Origin of the sequence: Mangrovihabitans endophyticus (assembly GCF_014646155.1) — a bacterium.
Taxonomy (GTDB): domain Bacteria; phylum Actinomycetota; class Actinomycetes; order Mycobacteriales; family Micromonosporaceae; genus Actinoplanes; species Actinoplanes endophyticus.
In genome coordinates this window covers 1-13,472 of record NZ_BMMX01000023.1, presented here as the reverse complement: position 1 = coordinate 13,472, position 13,472 = coordinate 1, and the positions used below count along the sequence as shown (strand labels likewise).

Sequence of the window (13,472 nt, the reverse complement as noted above, 5' to 3'; positions counted from 1 at the left end):
TCGGGTGGCCGCCGGCTCGGGTGGCCGCTGGCTCGGTGTGCTCGTTACTCCGGCGTGCCCTGGATGAACGGGCCTACCTGGCCCACGCCCTTGCCCTGCGCCGCGCACGCCTTCTGCATGCCCTGCACGATCAGCTTGTCGTCGCTGCCCGGAAGCCGAAGCGAGTAGCCCTGGACCTGGGTCGGCTGGCAATCGTCACCCTCCGCTCCCGTGTCGGCCAGCAACACCGTCACGTACGCGTCCTTCTTCGGCTGGATGACAATCTTCTCCGGGGTGTCGCTGTCCATGTGCTTGAAGGTGCTGCCGACCTGCTTTCCCTCGGCGTCCGCCGAGAATGCCACAGTGGGAAAGCCTTTCAGTCCGCACGCCGAGTCGGACATGTTCGTCACAATGAGAAACTTGCCCGTGTGCCCGGCCGCGCCGCCGCCCTCATCGGACTTGGTGCCGCCGCTCAAGTCGTCCACGGTGCACATCGCGGTGCCGCCGCCCCCGTCGCCGTCCTCCCCGCCACCGGTGCTCGTGGAGGTGGCCGTGGGACTGACCGCGGGGCTGGTCACGGGCGTTCCCGCCGCGAGCGAACTGGGTGCCGACACCGGCGTCGGTGTGGCGGATGAGGAGCACCCCATCAGGGCCGTACCGGCGAGGAGGCCACCCGACACCAGCGCCATCGTCTTCGCCTTGGACATCACTCTCTCCGCTCTGCAGAAATCAATCGGACCAGCCAACGCTATGCACGCCGCCGGACGTGATTACTCCCCCATTTGTGCCATCGGTAATCATCACCGTCATTATTTGCGCGGTCCCCAAAAAGGGGGACACGATAGCGCGGAATCGGTGTGGAGGCTCGCCGCTGAGCAATTCTTGATGCGACCCGAACAGAGTCCTTACATGCGGGGGTCGGCGGGCGCCGGTGCGGTGTGCTCGTCCGGGCGTGGTCTCACTTCGCCCAGGGAGCGGCGTCGCCCGGCATGCGTGGGATCCGGATGGTATCGAGGGGTTTGTACCGAATACGCTACGGGGGGAGGCGGATGCGCCCGCATCGGTGGCGTCCCGTTGCCGGGGCGGCTTCACTCGTGCGTGTGACCTGGGCGTTTTCTGCCTCAGGCGCGGCGCGACGCAGCCAACCTGATCATGAAGGACACGGCCCCCGGGCCTAGGAACGGCCCAGGAGCGGCACCAGATGAGCGTTACCGGTTCGTGGATCCGCAGCAAGGCATGCGTCGGACGGGACCACTGTGTCGAAGCCGCCCCCGCCGGTGACCAGATCGGCCTGCGCAACTCGCGGTTCCCTGAGGCGGTGCTCGTCGTCGACAAGAGCGCCCTGGCGGACCTCCTCGGCACCATCAAGTCCGGGGATTGGCTCATCGAACCGCCCCGCTGATCTGCGGATCAGAATGCTCGGATCCGGCTCTCCCGACAAGGGCCGGCAGGGCGAATCACCGTATCGGGCGTTGGCCCTCGCGCGGCTCTGCGCCGCACGCCCCCAGTTGCTTGCGCGCATCGACGGTGTCGGCGCTCGCGAGGCGCGGCTTCGCTGAGGCCGGCATCTCGTAGGGGCGCGTGGGTGGCCCGGCCTTGACGGCGCGCAGATATTCCTCATCCATTATCGCGTGGAAGCGTTCCTCATGGTTATGGGCACCTGTCGGTGGTAGATGCCAATTGCCGTATTGTTCCCAGAACCTGCGGGGCACTTCGCTGTCGAAGAACCTGGCCAGGTATTCGCGCGCCTGCTGCTCGGTGATCCGTCCGAGCTGCCACGAGCGGATCCATAACTTGACGACCTTGCTGCAATAGTAGAAGAGTTCCTCGTCGATATGCTCGGGGGAGACGCGCGGACCCCAGCATTGACGGAAGTGCGGATGTTCCATGGCGATGAGAATCAGATCGTCGCCGAAGTCGTCCAGCGACTGGGCTCGCGACGACTGCAAATGCTTGTATTGCACGAGCACCGACAGCGTCACGACGATGAGCGCCAGACCTGCGACCAAGGCCGACGCGCCCTCGCCGACGTTCCCCACCGCGGAATAGTCCTCATCGGCAGACAGGACCGTCAAGACGAACGGAAAGGCCATCGCGCCGGCCAGGCAAGCGATCGCGGCGATCAGCAGAGCTGTCAGCGTCCGCGCGCCTCCGGACTTGCGATCCGACGCCGCGAACCCGTGGAGCTCCCCAGCCGCCATCTGGACTCCTCAAACGCACCTCCCTGCAGATTAAGTCTCCACATTGGCGGTGAGCAAATGGTCACCGTGCCTCATTCATGCCAATAGAGAATGATCAGACAGGTGGCAGCCTGCCGCATGGCGACCTGCGATAGAGCCCATTGGGCGTATCGGCTTGCCATTCGAGTCATGGTCGCCGGCATCATTTGTGTCCTGCGTCACTAAGGTGCCCGCTCTCGCGTTCCGAACTGCGCACTCTCGTGCTTTCGCGCGGCGATAGCCTCTTGACGCAACGTTTTCGTGCAGGCTCTGACACGGTCCGAACAGACTTTCACACGGCCACGCCCATTCGCGCTCCAAATGGCCCGCCCCCGCGCGCCCGCCCCGCCCCCGCCCGCGCGCCGCCAGCGCGTCGACCCCGCCCCGCCCCGCCCCGCCCCCGCCAGCGCGTCGATCTTGGACTTCCTGTGCCGGTTTTGACACGGCTTATCCGACTTATACGACCCAAAAATCCAAGATCGACGCGCTGGCGGGGGCGATCGTGGACTTCGCGAGGGGACTTGGGGGTGCTTGCCGGGTATGTCCGACCAGAAACCCCGAGATCGGCGGTGAAGGGGGCGGCGGTGAAGGGCGCGGCGGTGAAGGGCGCGGCGGCGATGGGAGCGGCGGTGAAGGGGGCGGCGGTGAAGAGGTCGGCGGCGAAGGGAGTGGCGGCGAAGGGAGGGCGGCGGCGGATGGGCCGGCGGGCGGATGGGGCGGCCGGCGGATGGGGCGGCGGCGAGGGGATCGGGGGCGTGAAGGGCCGGGTGTATCGGCCCGGGTGTGTCGGCCGGGTGAGGTCCGGCCGTAGCCGGTGGCTGTCACCGCTCGTTCGGCCGTCGTCTATGGACGTCATGAACTCGGCGTGGCAGCCCTGCGCTACGGCCGAGTGGACGGTGGCAGCCACCGGCTACGGCCGGGCGCTTCCTCAGATCGACGGGAGGGAGATTGACGCGGCGGGACGTGGGGCGAGACGTGGCGAGGCCGGGCGGGACCGGGGCGTGACGCGGCGGGACGTGGGGCGAGACGTGGCGAGGCCGGGCGGGACCGGGGCGTGACGCGGCGGGACGTGGGGTGAGGCGGGGGCGGGGCTCCGGCAGCCCCCGTTATCACTGCCGGAGCCGAATCGCCTACGGGTAGTGACTCATGTGCATCGGCATCCATCGTGCGGGCGTCGCCCGACTCGGAGGTTGACCATCAGCGCACCGGTCTTGCCCGGCCCGGCACGGCCAACGCACCGCGCGACCGAACGGCGCCGTGCGACCAAGCGGCACTGTGCGACCGAACGACGCCGTGCGACCAAACCGCGCCGTGTAGCCCGAAGACGCCGCGCAGCCCGAAGGCGCAGCAACCCGGAGACGCCGTGCAGCCCGAAGGCGCGGCAACCCGGAGACGCCGTGTCGGCTGCGACCACCCGGTGACTGCTACGGCGACTGGGCGGAGTGGGCCTGGTCTCGCCACTGGCCGGGGGTCAGCCCGTACGCGTTCCGGAAGGTTCGGTTGAAGTGGGATTCGCTGCGGAAGCCTCGCCGGAGCGCGATGCTGAACGCCGTCGCGCCGTGGTGTTGCGGGTCCGCCAGGTCGCGACGGCAGCGTTCCAGTCGCCGGTCGCGGATCCAGGCTGACACGCTGAGTCCCTTCTCCTGGAAGATTTTGTGCAGCAAGCGTACGGAAATGTGGTGTGCCGCCGCGATGGTCTGCGGGCCCAGGTCCGGGTCGTCCAGCCGGGCCTCGGCGAAGGTTTGCACCTGGGCGAACAGGGACCGGCGCCAGGCGTCCGTGGTGTGCGCGGAACGCTCGTCCGCCAGGTGCGCCAAGAATGCGCCGAACAGGTCCACGGTGCACCCGGCCAGCCGGGCCGCGTCGGCTTCGGTGTAGTGGCGGTGTTGCCGGCTGAGTTCGCGGAGGTGACCGGCCAGCACGGCCGCGATGCCCCACCGGCCGGCGACCGGTTCGCCGATCACGCCGGAGGGTACTCCCCGGGGGACGGCGAGCCGCTTGCGGGAGACCGTGAGCATGGCGAACGTGGACGGCGTGGTGTCCGCGGGGCGCCACACCTCGAACGGTCCCGACGTGTCATATAAGCCCAGGTCGAGCTGCCGGAAGCAGCCACCCCGGCCGTCCTGGGTGATGTCGGCCCGGCCGCGCAGGACGACGAGCAGGCGGTACGCCTCCGGGTCGGAGCGGCGGATCAGGGGGCGGGTGCGGCGTACCAGCAGATGCCCCCGCCGCAAAGTGTTGACGGCGAGTTCGACACCGTCGTCCAGCTCGGTGGAGTGGAACTCGTAGCCGAAGCCGTGAAAAGGCTTCCCGTCCGCCTCCAACGGGGCGGGCAGCCGGTGCAGGAGATGCTGATAATCGCGGAAACGCGCCCATTCGACCTCGGATGCACCCATCGCCACCCCCGCGACGACGATACCAACCAACATCGATCTGACAATTGATTACCGAGCCGGGGCGGCACCGTGAACGAACAGCGCCGGCGACGAGGACGAACAGCGCCGGCGACGGCGACGAACAGCGCCGGCGACGAGGACGAACAGCGACGGCGACGGCGACGAACAGCGCCGGCGACGAGGACGAACAGCGACGGCGACGGCGACGAATAACCCGGCGACGAGGACGAATAACCCGGCGACGAGTAGGCCCGGCGAACGGAACGGCCCCGGCGCCCTTGGTGAGCGCCGGGGCCGTCCTTTCAGGAATGACAGGGGAGGGGCGTCACGCCGCCCGGCGCCGCCGGATCGTCTGGCGGGTCGCCATCGCGCTGCCCGCCACGCCCATCGCCGCCACGCCCGCCACGGCCAGCCACGCGCCCACCGGCTGATCCTGGGAGACCGGCGTCACATAGCTCACGCCGCCGCCGCTGCCCGGCACGCCGCCGGTGTACGCCGCACGGCTCACCCACCAACCGCCGTGACCCTTCTTCTTGTTGATCACGTACACGTTCACCGTGGCCGACTGGTGTGACCGCTTGCCCTTGGCCGTGATGAACACCAGGCCCGCCCGGGACATGTTGGCCCGCACGATGAACTTGCCCTTGGAGTTGGCCATGGTGCTGGTCCGCCGCACCACGCGGGTGTACTTGGAACCCTTCGGCCGGAACGAGATGGTGATCCACACCCGCTCCCGGTACGCGTACTTGCGGCCGGTGATGCGCACGGTGACGCCATATTTCACCACGGGCCGGTTGCACACCAGGACGGGTGCCGGCGGCGGATAATGCTTCGGCCGCGCGGTGGCCGCCCCTGCACTGAACGTCAGCAGGCCCACCGTCATGGCGAGCGTGGCGATCAGCGAGGACAGCACCGTGTAAGCCCGAGATCGGCTCATGGTTGCCTCTTTCATATGTGGGACTGATCCTCCAGTCCCAACGAGTCACCGTCCGGGCGGTCTGTCAGACGTTCGGGCGACACGCCCCGCCGGCGTCCACGCGCGTGTCCCACGGCCGCACCCCCGGCGTCGTCCACAGGTGCGGCGTCACGGTGGTCTGCGCCGCGTCCAGCGGGCCGGTGAGCAGCGTGACCTCGTACGTCTGGGAGGCGCCCGGCGGCAGGTCGACGGTGATGACGCCGACCATCCGGCCGCGTTCGATGCCGCTGCCCAGGTCGACCTCCTGCCCGCCGGAGGTGACCGACAGGATGCCGCCCTGGGTGGGGGAGAACACCATCACATTGGTCCGGGAGGTGTGCGGGTCACCCGACAGGGCCAGCCCTCGCACGTACGCGGGAAGGCCGGCCGCGGGCGCGGTGGACCCGAGGGTGAGCTTCAAGGTGAGCAGGCGCCCGCCGTCCTCGGCGCAGTCCCCGGCGGTGAGCGTCGCCGCCTCGGTCAGGTAGTAGCTCAGCTTCGACCCGCCGCCGTCGTTCAGGAACACCCCCACCGTCGGCGCGTCCTTGTCCTCCTCCGGCAACCGGCCTTCCAGCACCGTGCCCGCCAGGGTGGCCTGCTCGTCCGGCCGGGCGCTCCACATCAGCAGCCGCCGCTCCCCGGCCGCCCGCGCCATCTGCGCCAGCAAACCCTTCGGGTCGCCGCGACCGGCGAGCAACGCGTCGAACGTCGCCCGCGCCGCCCCCGCGAAATAGTCGTCCTGGTCGGTCGGGTCCGGATATTTCGCGTACGCCTCGGACAGCAGCAACCGCACCGCGTTGTCCGCGGTCAACGGCTCACCCTGCGGCATCGTCACCGCGCCGGTCACCTTCAGCAGGTACGACAACGCCACCGGGTCGGTCGCCAGCACCCCGTCCACGGCCACCCCGGTCCGTTTGCGGTACATGTCCCGCGCCAGCGCCGCCGCGGTCGGGAAGTCCGGGGTCAGGTTCACGTCCGCCGGGAACACCGCCGGCCGGTCCGTGTAGAGCGCGGTCAGATCCTCCCCGAGATCCTGCACCGGCGGGTCGAACACCTTCAGGTCCCGCGCCGCCGACCCCTGGTCCGCGATCCGGATCGCGCCCGCGTCCGCCTTCACCACGATGTACGCGCCCGGCATCCCCCCGGTCGCGCGGACCTCCGCATTGTTCTGGAACAGCACCAGGTACGTCCGCGGCCCGTCCGCCCCCAGCATCACCGGCAGCAGCTTCGCGGCCCGGTCGGCCGTCGCCGCCACCTGTTCCGCCCGCGCCAGGCCGTCCCCGAGCTGTTCCACCGCCGTACGCACCGGGCCCATCAGCCCGCCGGTGTCCACACCGGCCAGGCGCTGCCGCGCGGACCGGATCGACGCCAGCCCGGCCGCGATCCGCGGACCCGCCGCCACCACCGGCGCCAGGTCCACCCGGCCACTCTGCGGCGCCAGCGACTGCGGGTCCAGCCCCTTCGCCGCGTCCAGCAGCGAACCCAGCGCATCGCTCGCCAGCACATCCAGCACCGCCGCGACCTGGCTCACCGCCGCCAGGTCGTCCCCGACCAGCGGCACGTGACTGGCCGCCGACCACGCGACACCCGTGGTCTGCTCGTGCGCCGCGCGGGTCTCCGCCCGCAATGCCGCCAGCGTCCCCTCGGCCGCCGCCAGGTCACCGCGCTGCAACTGCTGCTGCATCTGGGAGAATAGCCCGGCCGCCGTCTCCAGGTGCCCCTTCGCCCGTACGCCCTGCACCGCCACCATGCCGGCCCACACCAGCACGATCAGCATCACGGCGGCGGCCGTGATCAACGGCCAGCGCCGCCGGCCCTTCGCCGTCTTCCGAGGCTGCGCGCCGGGCGCGACCGCCCGCCGCACCTTCTTGAACTCGACCCCGGACGGACGCTGCGGCGCCTCGAACGCATACCGCTCCGGACCGCCGGCCTTCTGCTCCTCCGGCGTGCCGCCGGGCTGATCCTCGTTCTGCACGACACTCCTCGGCTGGGCTGTCGCGCCGCCGCGTCGCGTCCCGTCCCGACCGGTGGCGCCCTGTGTTGAGAGACAAGAGCGCCCGGCACGCGCCGCACAAGCACCAACGGCGCGGACTGACCGAAGCGCGGCCTCCTCCACCTAACGGCAGCAGCCCGGCCGGGGTGTTCGGACTACCCCGTTCAGGCGAATCCGGCGCAAACACCGGCGACGGACGGGCCGTCCGGTACCCGCCTCCGGCGCAGCTCGTTTGTCGTCGGGAACCACATCGTCTCGCAGCAAATGCCGGGCCGCGCCCGCGCGGCCGGACGGGAGGACAACCTTGCTGCCTTCACTCACCGGCCAACGCTTCCTCGTCACCGGAGGCACCGGCTCGTTCGGCCGCACCATGGTCGGCCGGCTGCTGTCCGCCGGCGCCGACGAGGTCCGGGTGCTCAGCCGCGACGAGGCCAAGCAGGACGACATGCGCCGCCGCCTGCGCGACGACCGGGTCCGCTTCTACGTCGGCGACGTGCGCGACGCCGACTCCGTCGGCAAGGCCGTCAAGGACGTCACGTACGTCTTCCACGCCGCCGCCCTCAAACAGGTCCCGTCGTGCGAGTTCTTCCCGCTGGAAGCCATCCGCACCAACGTGATCGGCAGCAGCAACGTCATCGACGCGTGCGAGCGCCACGGTGTGCAGTCCGCCGTCTTCCTCAGCACCGACAAGGCCGTCCAGCCGATCAACGCGATGGGCATGAGCAAGGCGCTGATGGAGAAGGTCGTGCAGGCGCACGCCCGCAACAACCCGAACGCCGCCACCAACGTGTCCTGCGTGCGGTACGGCAACGTGATGTATTCCCGCGGCTCGGTCATCCCGCTGTTCATCGAGCAGATCCGCGCCGGCGAACCGCTCACCGTCACCGAACCCCGGATGACCCGCTTCCTGATGTCCCTGGCCGACTCGGTGGACCTGGTGGAGCACGCCTTCACCCGCGCCGCCCCCGGCGACATCTTCATCCGCAAGGCACCCGCGAGCACGGTGGCCGACCTGGGCACCGCCCTGTGCAACTTGTTCGGCGTCGCCCCGAAGATGAACATCCTCGGCATCCGGCACGGCGAGAAGATGGCGGAAACCCTGGCTTCGGCTCAGGAACTCGCACACGCACAGGACTACGGCGACTTCTTCCGCATCCCCATCGACAGCCGCGACCTCAACTACTCGCTCTACTTCGACGAAGGAGAGACGGACAGGAAACCGTTGTTCGACTTCAACTCGGACAACGCCACGCGCCTGACCGTATCCGAGGTCGAAGACCTCCTGCGCACCTTGCCCGAGATCCGAGCCGAGGTGGGAGTCGCGCAGTCGGACGGCCAGATCCGATGAGCCAACGTCCAGACGTACGCAATCGAGGGGCCGCCGCCCCTCTGTCAGTGTCCTACGTCACTCAATGGTTTCCGCCGGAGACCACCAAGACCCCGCTATGGATCGCGCGAGCCCTCCGCCGCCGTGGGCTCGCCGTCGAGATCGTCACTGGCATCCCGAACTATCCGACCGGGAAGGTCCACACGGGATATAGGGCCTGGCAGCGGTCTCGCGAGGAAGTCGACGGCTTCCGAGTCGTCCGCAACCCGCTCTTCCCCAGCCACGGCCACTCCGCTGTTGGCCGTATGACGAATCTGGCCTCGTACGCGCTTTCGTCCACGGTCTTCGGGCAAGGATCGATCAGACAGTCCGATGTTGCGCTGGTCTACTCCTCGCCCGCGACCGCCGCGTCAGCGGCCATGTATGCGCGGAGGAGGTCGGGTGTTCCCTACGTCCTTCTGATCCTGGATCTATGGCCGGATTCGGTCTTCGCCTCGGGGTTCTTGCATGAAGGCGTCGCTCGGAGGGTGGCCGAGTCGTCTCTGTCCCGATTCACTCAAGCGGCTTACCGGGGTGCGGAACATGTCGCGGTGACGACACCCGGGATGAAGGAGAAGCTCGTCGCCCGTGGAGTCTCCGCTGAGAAGATCTCCCTGGTCTACAACTGGGTGGACGAAGAGATCATGAAGCCATGCCCGGCCGATTCCGGGCTGCGGCCACAGCTCGGCATTGCCGACGACGACTTCGTCCTGATGTACGCCGGCAACCACGGGGTTGCACAGGCACTTGAGACGCTGATCGACGCCATGGACAGGGTCCGGGACCTGCCGGACGTCCACCTAGTCATGCTTGGCAGTGGCGTGCAGAAGCAACGCCTCATCGGCCTCGCTAAAGAGCGAGGTCTTTTCAACATCCACTTCCTCGGCGAGGTGGATCCGCGGCGCATACCGCCGTTGCTGGCCGCAGCCGACGTGCAGATCGTCTCGCTTGCCAGGCGCGAACTGTTCGAACTGACCATTCCCAGCAAAGTGCAAAGCATCATGGCGTGCGCTCGGCCAATGATCATCTGCGGCGCCGGTGACGCGGCCCGCGCTGTCACGGATGCGGCGGCTGGCTTCGTCTGCCCGCCGGAAGATGCCACACAGCTCGGATCGGTAATCCGGCAGGCACGAGATGTGCCGAGGGAAGACCTGGTGTCGATGGGCCTCTCCGGCCGGAACTACTACCAGAAATTCATGGGCGAGGACGTAGGCGCCGAGTCGTTGACGGAGATCCTGCGGAACGCCGCCAGGGCTCGCTCGGAGGTAAAGGCATGAAGATTCTCGTTCTTGGCGCATCAGGAATGCTCGGCCACACCGTACTCCGAGAGCTGGCGAGCGACAGTGACCTCCACGTCACCGGTGCCGTTCGTAAGAGGCCAGGCAACTTCAACTTCGGAGCCCTCGTGCTGGATGGCATCGACGCTTCCGACTTCGGGTCTATCAAAGCCGTCATCGATCAGGTCGACCCCAATGTCGTCATCAACTGCATCGGCGTCATCAAGCAGGACCCGAGGGTCGAGGACAAGGTCAACACCATCGCTGTCAATGCGATGCTCCCTCACGTTCTTGAGCGTGAGTGCGACGAGAGGGGGCGTCGCTTCATCCACTTCAGCACCGACTGCGTCTTCTCTGGGCGGCGTGGCCGGTACACCGAGGAGGACACCCCCGACCCGGTGGACTTCTACGGACGATCGAAGCTCATGGGCGAGGCCGGGCAGACCGGCCTCGTGCTCAGAACGTCGATCATCGGGCGCGAGATCTCATCCAAGCGCTCCCTCCTTGAATGGTTTCTGTCCAGTCAGGGCACCGTCCGGGGGTTTACCGAGGCGATCTACAGCGGTGTCACCACCACGGAGATGGCGCGCTTGGTGAAGTCGGTGATCAGGAACCATCCCGCGCTGAGCGGCCTCCTGCACGTCGCCTCCGACCCGATCTCCAAGCACGACCTTCTCCACGTCATCGCCGACGAGTATGGCTGGCACGGCACGATCGCACCTGACTCGAAAGTCCGGTGCGACAGGTCGATGAGGGCAGACGGCTTGTTCGCCCTCACCGGCTATAGACCGCCAGCATGGAAGACCATGATCAAAGAAATGCGGATGGCCGAGTCCGCCCTCGGCCGCTCCACGCTGGGAGCGGGACGATGACGAAAATTATGACAGTTGTCGGCACCCGGCCCGAGATTATCCGGCTCTCCCGGGTGATCAGCCGGCTCGACGAGACTCTCGATCACGTTCTGGTCCACACCGGGCAGAACTGGGATCCGATGCTCAGTGACGTCTTCTTCGAGGAGTTGGAGATCCGCAAACCGGACCGCTTCCTTGGCGTCGACACCTCGTCGCTCGGGAGCGTCCTGGGCGGTGTTCTCGTCGGCGTCGAGCAGGCGATCCGAGAGGAATGCCCCGACGCGCTGCTCGTGTTGGGCGACACCAACAGCTCCATTGCCGCCCTCATGGGCCGTCGTCTGAAGGTGCCGGTCTACCACATGGAGGCCGGCAACCGGTCCTTCGACCTCAACGTGCCGGAGGAGACCAACCGGTGCATGGTCGACCACATCAGCGACTTCAACCTCGTCTATACCGAGCACGCCCGGCGCAACCTGCTCGCCGAGGGCCTACACCCCCGGCGCATCATGCACACCGGCTCACCCATGCGCGAGGTGCTCGACTACTACCGTCCGAAGATCGACGCCAGTACCGTGCTCGACCGGCTCGGCCTGGAACCTGGCAGCTACTTCCTTGTGAGTGCCCACCGAGAGGAAAACGTCGACGATCCGGAGCGGCTGGGCAAGCTGATCGACTGTCTACGCGCAGTGCGGGATGAGTGGAAGCTGCCGGTATTGGTCTCCACGCACCCGCGCACACGGAAACGCTTGGAGCAGCGCGCGGACGATCTGAGCAGCCTGGAGGGCATTACATTCCATGAGCCTTTCGGCTTCCTAGACTACGTGCACCTCCAGACGAAGGCGAAATGCGTGCTTTCGGATAGCGGAACTATTAGCGAAGAGTCCGGAATCCTTGGCTTTCCGGCGCTGACCCTGCGGAATTCAATCGAGCGTCCGGAATCCTTGGATGCGGGGTCGATTATGATGGCTGCCATCGACGTCGGCGAAGTTGTCGAGGCCCTGAAGGCCGCGCTGATGCGCTCGTGCGGTTCTGCTAGCTGTGCCGAAGACTATCAGATCATCGACACCGCACGTCGCGTTACGAACTACCTAATCTCCACTTCGCGTAGACATCACGATTGGGCGGGGATCCGGATCGGACGGGGGTCCTGAATGCCGACACCTGTGCAGCCTTACAAGGTCACCATGACTTGCCCAGTGTTCGAGCCCGGGTTCCGAGCCGGCGGCCCTATTCGGTCGGTGGCGCACATTATCGACACCCTGCCAAATGACGTTGATTTGAGACTCATTACCAGTGACCGTGATCTTGGAGACAAGCACTCTTACCCCGGATTGTCTGGTAGGTGGGTCGACCGCGGCAATTCGAAGATCTATTATCTGAACGCTTCCAGTCGACGTCAGTGGTTCGCTGTCTGGAAACGGCTCCGTGCTGACTCTCCGGATCTGTTGTATGTAAATAGTCTGTTCAATCCGCGATTTTCGCTTGTTCCTATTCTGGCCTCATGGTTACGCATGATTCGGCCGAGCGCGATCTTGATCGCTCCTCGTGGAGAGTTGTCGCCGGGCGCGCTCCAGCTCAAGTCAGTAAAGAAGCGCGCCTTCATTGCGATGTGGAGATACCTGCTTCGAGGCTCCAAGGTGTTCTGGCACGCGAGTGCCGAACTAGAAGCGGCCGATATTAGGCGACAGTTCATTGGTGCTTCTGTGGTGGTTAATCAGAATCAGAGTGGCTTACCCCGGGAGCCGCTGAGACCTGTCGCCACATCAACGGTCGCCAAGCTGGTCTTTATCAGCCGTGTGAGTCCGAAGAAAAATCTCGCCGCCGCGTTGGAAGCACTCCAGCGCGTGGAACGCGAAGTCGAGTATGACATCTATGGTCCAATTGAGGATAAAGAGTACTGGCGAACTTGCCAGCGAGTCATCGATCGTCTTCCCCCCAATGTAAGGGTTAGATACTGCGGTGAACTTGAGCCCTCTGAGGTCCGGGCGACCTTCGCCACCTACGACGCGTTTGTCTTTCCCACGAGAGGCGAGAATTTTGGGCATGTGATCGCGGAGAGCCTTTCGGCGTCCTGCCCCGTTGTGTGCACCGATCAGACCCCATGGACCGACCGTCTGGCTGCGGGAGGGGGAATAGTCATCGGAAATCCAATCGTCGAGAGCCTATCGGAAATCCTTTCGTCTATCGCGGGGTCCGATAGCGAACAGCGACTGGCCGCGCGCAAACGGTGCGGGGAAATCTTTAGAGAATGGCGTCAGAAGTCGGATCAATTAAGTATCTTCGATGCAGTTCGGCAGCGAAGCATGGTGCGGAGGGAAGCTCGATGATTAACCCGGATCCCCGGATCAGCTCGAAGCCCCGGTTGTCGTTTCTGGGTACGGGTTATCTGGGTGCGACTTATGCGATCTGTTTCGCGGAGCTGGGTTATGAGGTGGT

At 66.5% G+C, this 13,472-nt stretch carries 11 protein-coding genes; 6 read left to right on the top strand and 5 right to left on the bottom strand.

Features of this window, described 5'->3' with window-relative positions; translation table 11 throughout:
• Window positions 1-44: 44 nt before the first annotated feature.
• Complete coding sequence (locus tag IEY73_RS21880; protein WP_189081157.1) at window positions 45-686, bottom strand: DUF4232 domain-containing protein; 642 nt, start codon at window positions 684-686, stop codon at window positions 45-47.
• A gap of 494 nt (window positions 687-1,180) precedes the next feature.
• Between IEY73_RS21880 and IEY73_RS21875 the strand changes: the two genes are divergently transcribed.
• Window positions 1,181-1,381: a DUF397 domain-containing protein gene (locus tag IEY73_RS21875; protein ID WP_189081156.1), complete on the top strand. Its 201-nt coding sequence runs from the start codon at window positions 1,181-1,183 to the stop codon at window positions 1,379-1,381.
• A 55-nt stretch (window positions 1,382-1,436) separates the two neighbouring features.
• Here the strand turns inward: IEY73_RS21875 and IEY73_RS21870 are convergent, their stop codons facing one another.
• The 4 genes from IEY73_RS21870 to IEY73_RS21855 form a co-directional block, all read right to left on the bottom strand.
• Entirely contained in the window at window positions 1,437-2,180 is a 744-nt protein-coding gene (locus tag IEY73_RS21870; protein WP_189081155.1) for a DUF6082 family protein, read from the bottom strand.
• A gap of 1,442 nt (window positions 2,181-3,622) precedes the next feature.
• Window positions 3,623-4,627 carry a helix-turn-helix domain-containing protein gene (locus tag IEY73_RS21865; protein ID WP_189081154.1) on the bottom strand — a complete coding sequence of 335 codons (1,005 nt, stop codon included), beginning with the start codon at window positions 4,625-4,627 and terminating at the stop codon, window positions 3,623-3,625.
• A 292-nt stretch (window positions 4,628-4,919) separates the two neighbouring features.
• A complete protein-coding gene (locus tag IEY73_RS21860; protein ID WP_189081153.1) occupies window positions 4,920-5,531 on the bottom strand; it encodes a hypothetical protein in 612 nt (203 codons plus the stop codon).
• 64 nt (window positions 5,532-5,595) lie between these two features.
• A complete protein-coding gene (locus IEY73_RS21855) occupies window positions 5,596-7,524 on the bottom strand; it encodes a DUF4012 domain-containing protein (RefSeq protein ID WP_189081152.1) in 1,929 nt (642 codons plus the stop codon).
• Window positions 7,525-7,846: 322 nt separating this feature from the next.
• Here IEY73_RS21855 and IEY73_RS21850 point away from each other — a divergent pair, with 322 nt between their 5' ends.
• From IEY73_RS21850 to IEY73_RS21830, 5 genes are all read left to right on the top strand, one after another.
• The gene (locus tag IEY73_RS21850) at window positions 7,847-8,890 is read left to right on the top strand and encodes a polysaccharide biosynthesis protein (RefSeq protein ID WP_306661519.1); all 1,044 of its coding nucleotides are present in this window, start codon (window positions 7,847-7,849) and stop codon (window positions 8,888-8,890) included.
• Between the two features lie 47 nt (window positions 8,891-8,937).
• The gene (locus tag IEY73_RS21845) at window positions 8,938-10,185 is read left to right on the top strand and encodes a glycosyltransferase family 4 protein (RefSeq protein WP_189081151.1); all 1,248 of its coding nucleotides are present in this window, start codon (window positions 8,938-8,940) and stop codon (window positions 10,183-10,185) included.
• On the top strand, window positions 10,182-11,057 hold the full coding sequence (locus IEY73_RS21840; protein ID WP_189081150.1) for a dTDP-4-dehydrorhamnose reductase family protein: 876 nt from the start codon (window positions 10,182-10,184) through the stop codon (window positions 11,055-11,057). Before IEY73_RS21845 ends, IEY73_RS21840 begins: the two co-directional genes overlap by 4 nt.
• A complete protein-coding gene (wecB, locus tag IEY73_RS21835) occupies window positions 11,054-12,187 on the top strand; it encodes a non-hydrolyzing UDP-N-acetylglucosamine 2-epimerase (protein ID WP_189081149.1) in 1,134 nt (377 codons plus the stop codon). The genes IEY73_RS21840 and wecB overlap by 4 nt, the downstream gene beginning before the upstream one ends.
• A gap of 87 nt (window positions 12,188-12,274) precedes the next feature.
• Window positions 12,275-13,363 carry a glycosyltransferase gene (locus IEY73_RS21830; RefSeq protein WP_189081148.1) on the top strand — a complete coding sequence of 363 codons (1,089 nt, stop codon included), beginning with the start codon at window positions 12,275-12,277 and terminating at the stop codon, window positions 13,361-13,363.
• Window positions 13,364-13,472: the final 109 nt, after the last annotated feature.

Excerpts from the sequence above, each read along its gene's own strand:
- IEY73_RS21880 (WP_189081157.1), bottom strand. The coding sequence starts at position 686 with ATGTCCAAGGCGAAGACGATGGCGCTGGTGTCGGGTGGCCTCCTCGCC.
- IEY73_RS21875 (WP_189081156.1), top strand. The coding sequence starts at position 1,181 with ATGAGCGTTACCGGTTCGTGGATCCGCAGCAAGGCATGCGTCGGACGG.
- IEY73_RS21870 (WP_189081155.1), bottom strand. The coding sequence starts at position 2,180 with ATGGCGGCTGGGGAGCTCCACGGGTTCGCGGCGTCGGATCGCAAGTCC.
- IEY73_RS21865 (WP_189081154.1), bottom strand. The coding sequence starts at position 4,627 with ATGTTGGTTGGTATCGTCGTCGCGGGGGTGGCGATGGGTGCATCCGAG.
- IEY73_RS21860 (WP_189081153.1), bottom strand. The coding sequence starts at position 5,531 with ATGAGCCGATCTCGGGCTTACACGGTGCTGTCCTCGCTGATCGCCACG.
- IEY73_RS21840 (WP_189081150.1), top strand. The coding sequence starts at position 10,182 with ATGAAGATTCTCGTTCTTGGCGCATCAGGAATGCTCGGCCACACCGTA.
- wecB (WP_189081149.1), top strand. The coding sequence starts at position 11,054 with ATGACGAAAATTATGACAGTTGTCGGCACCCGGCCCGAGATTATCCGG.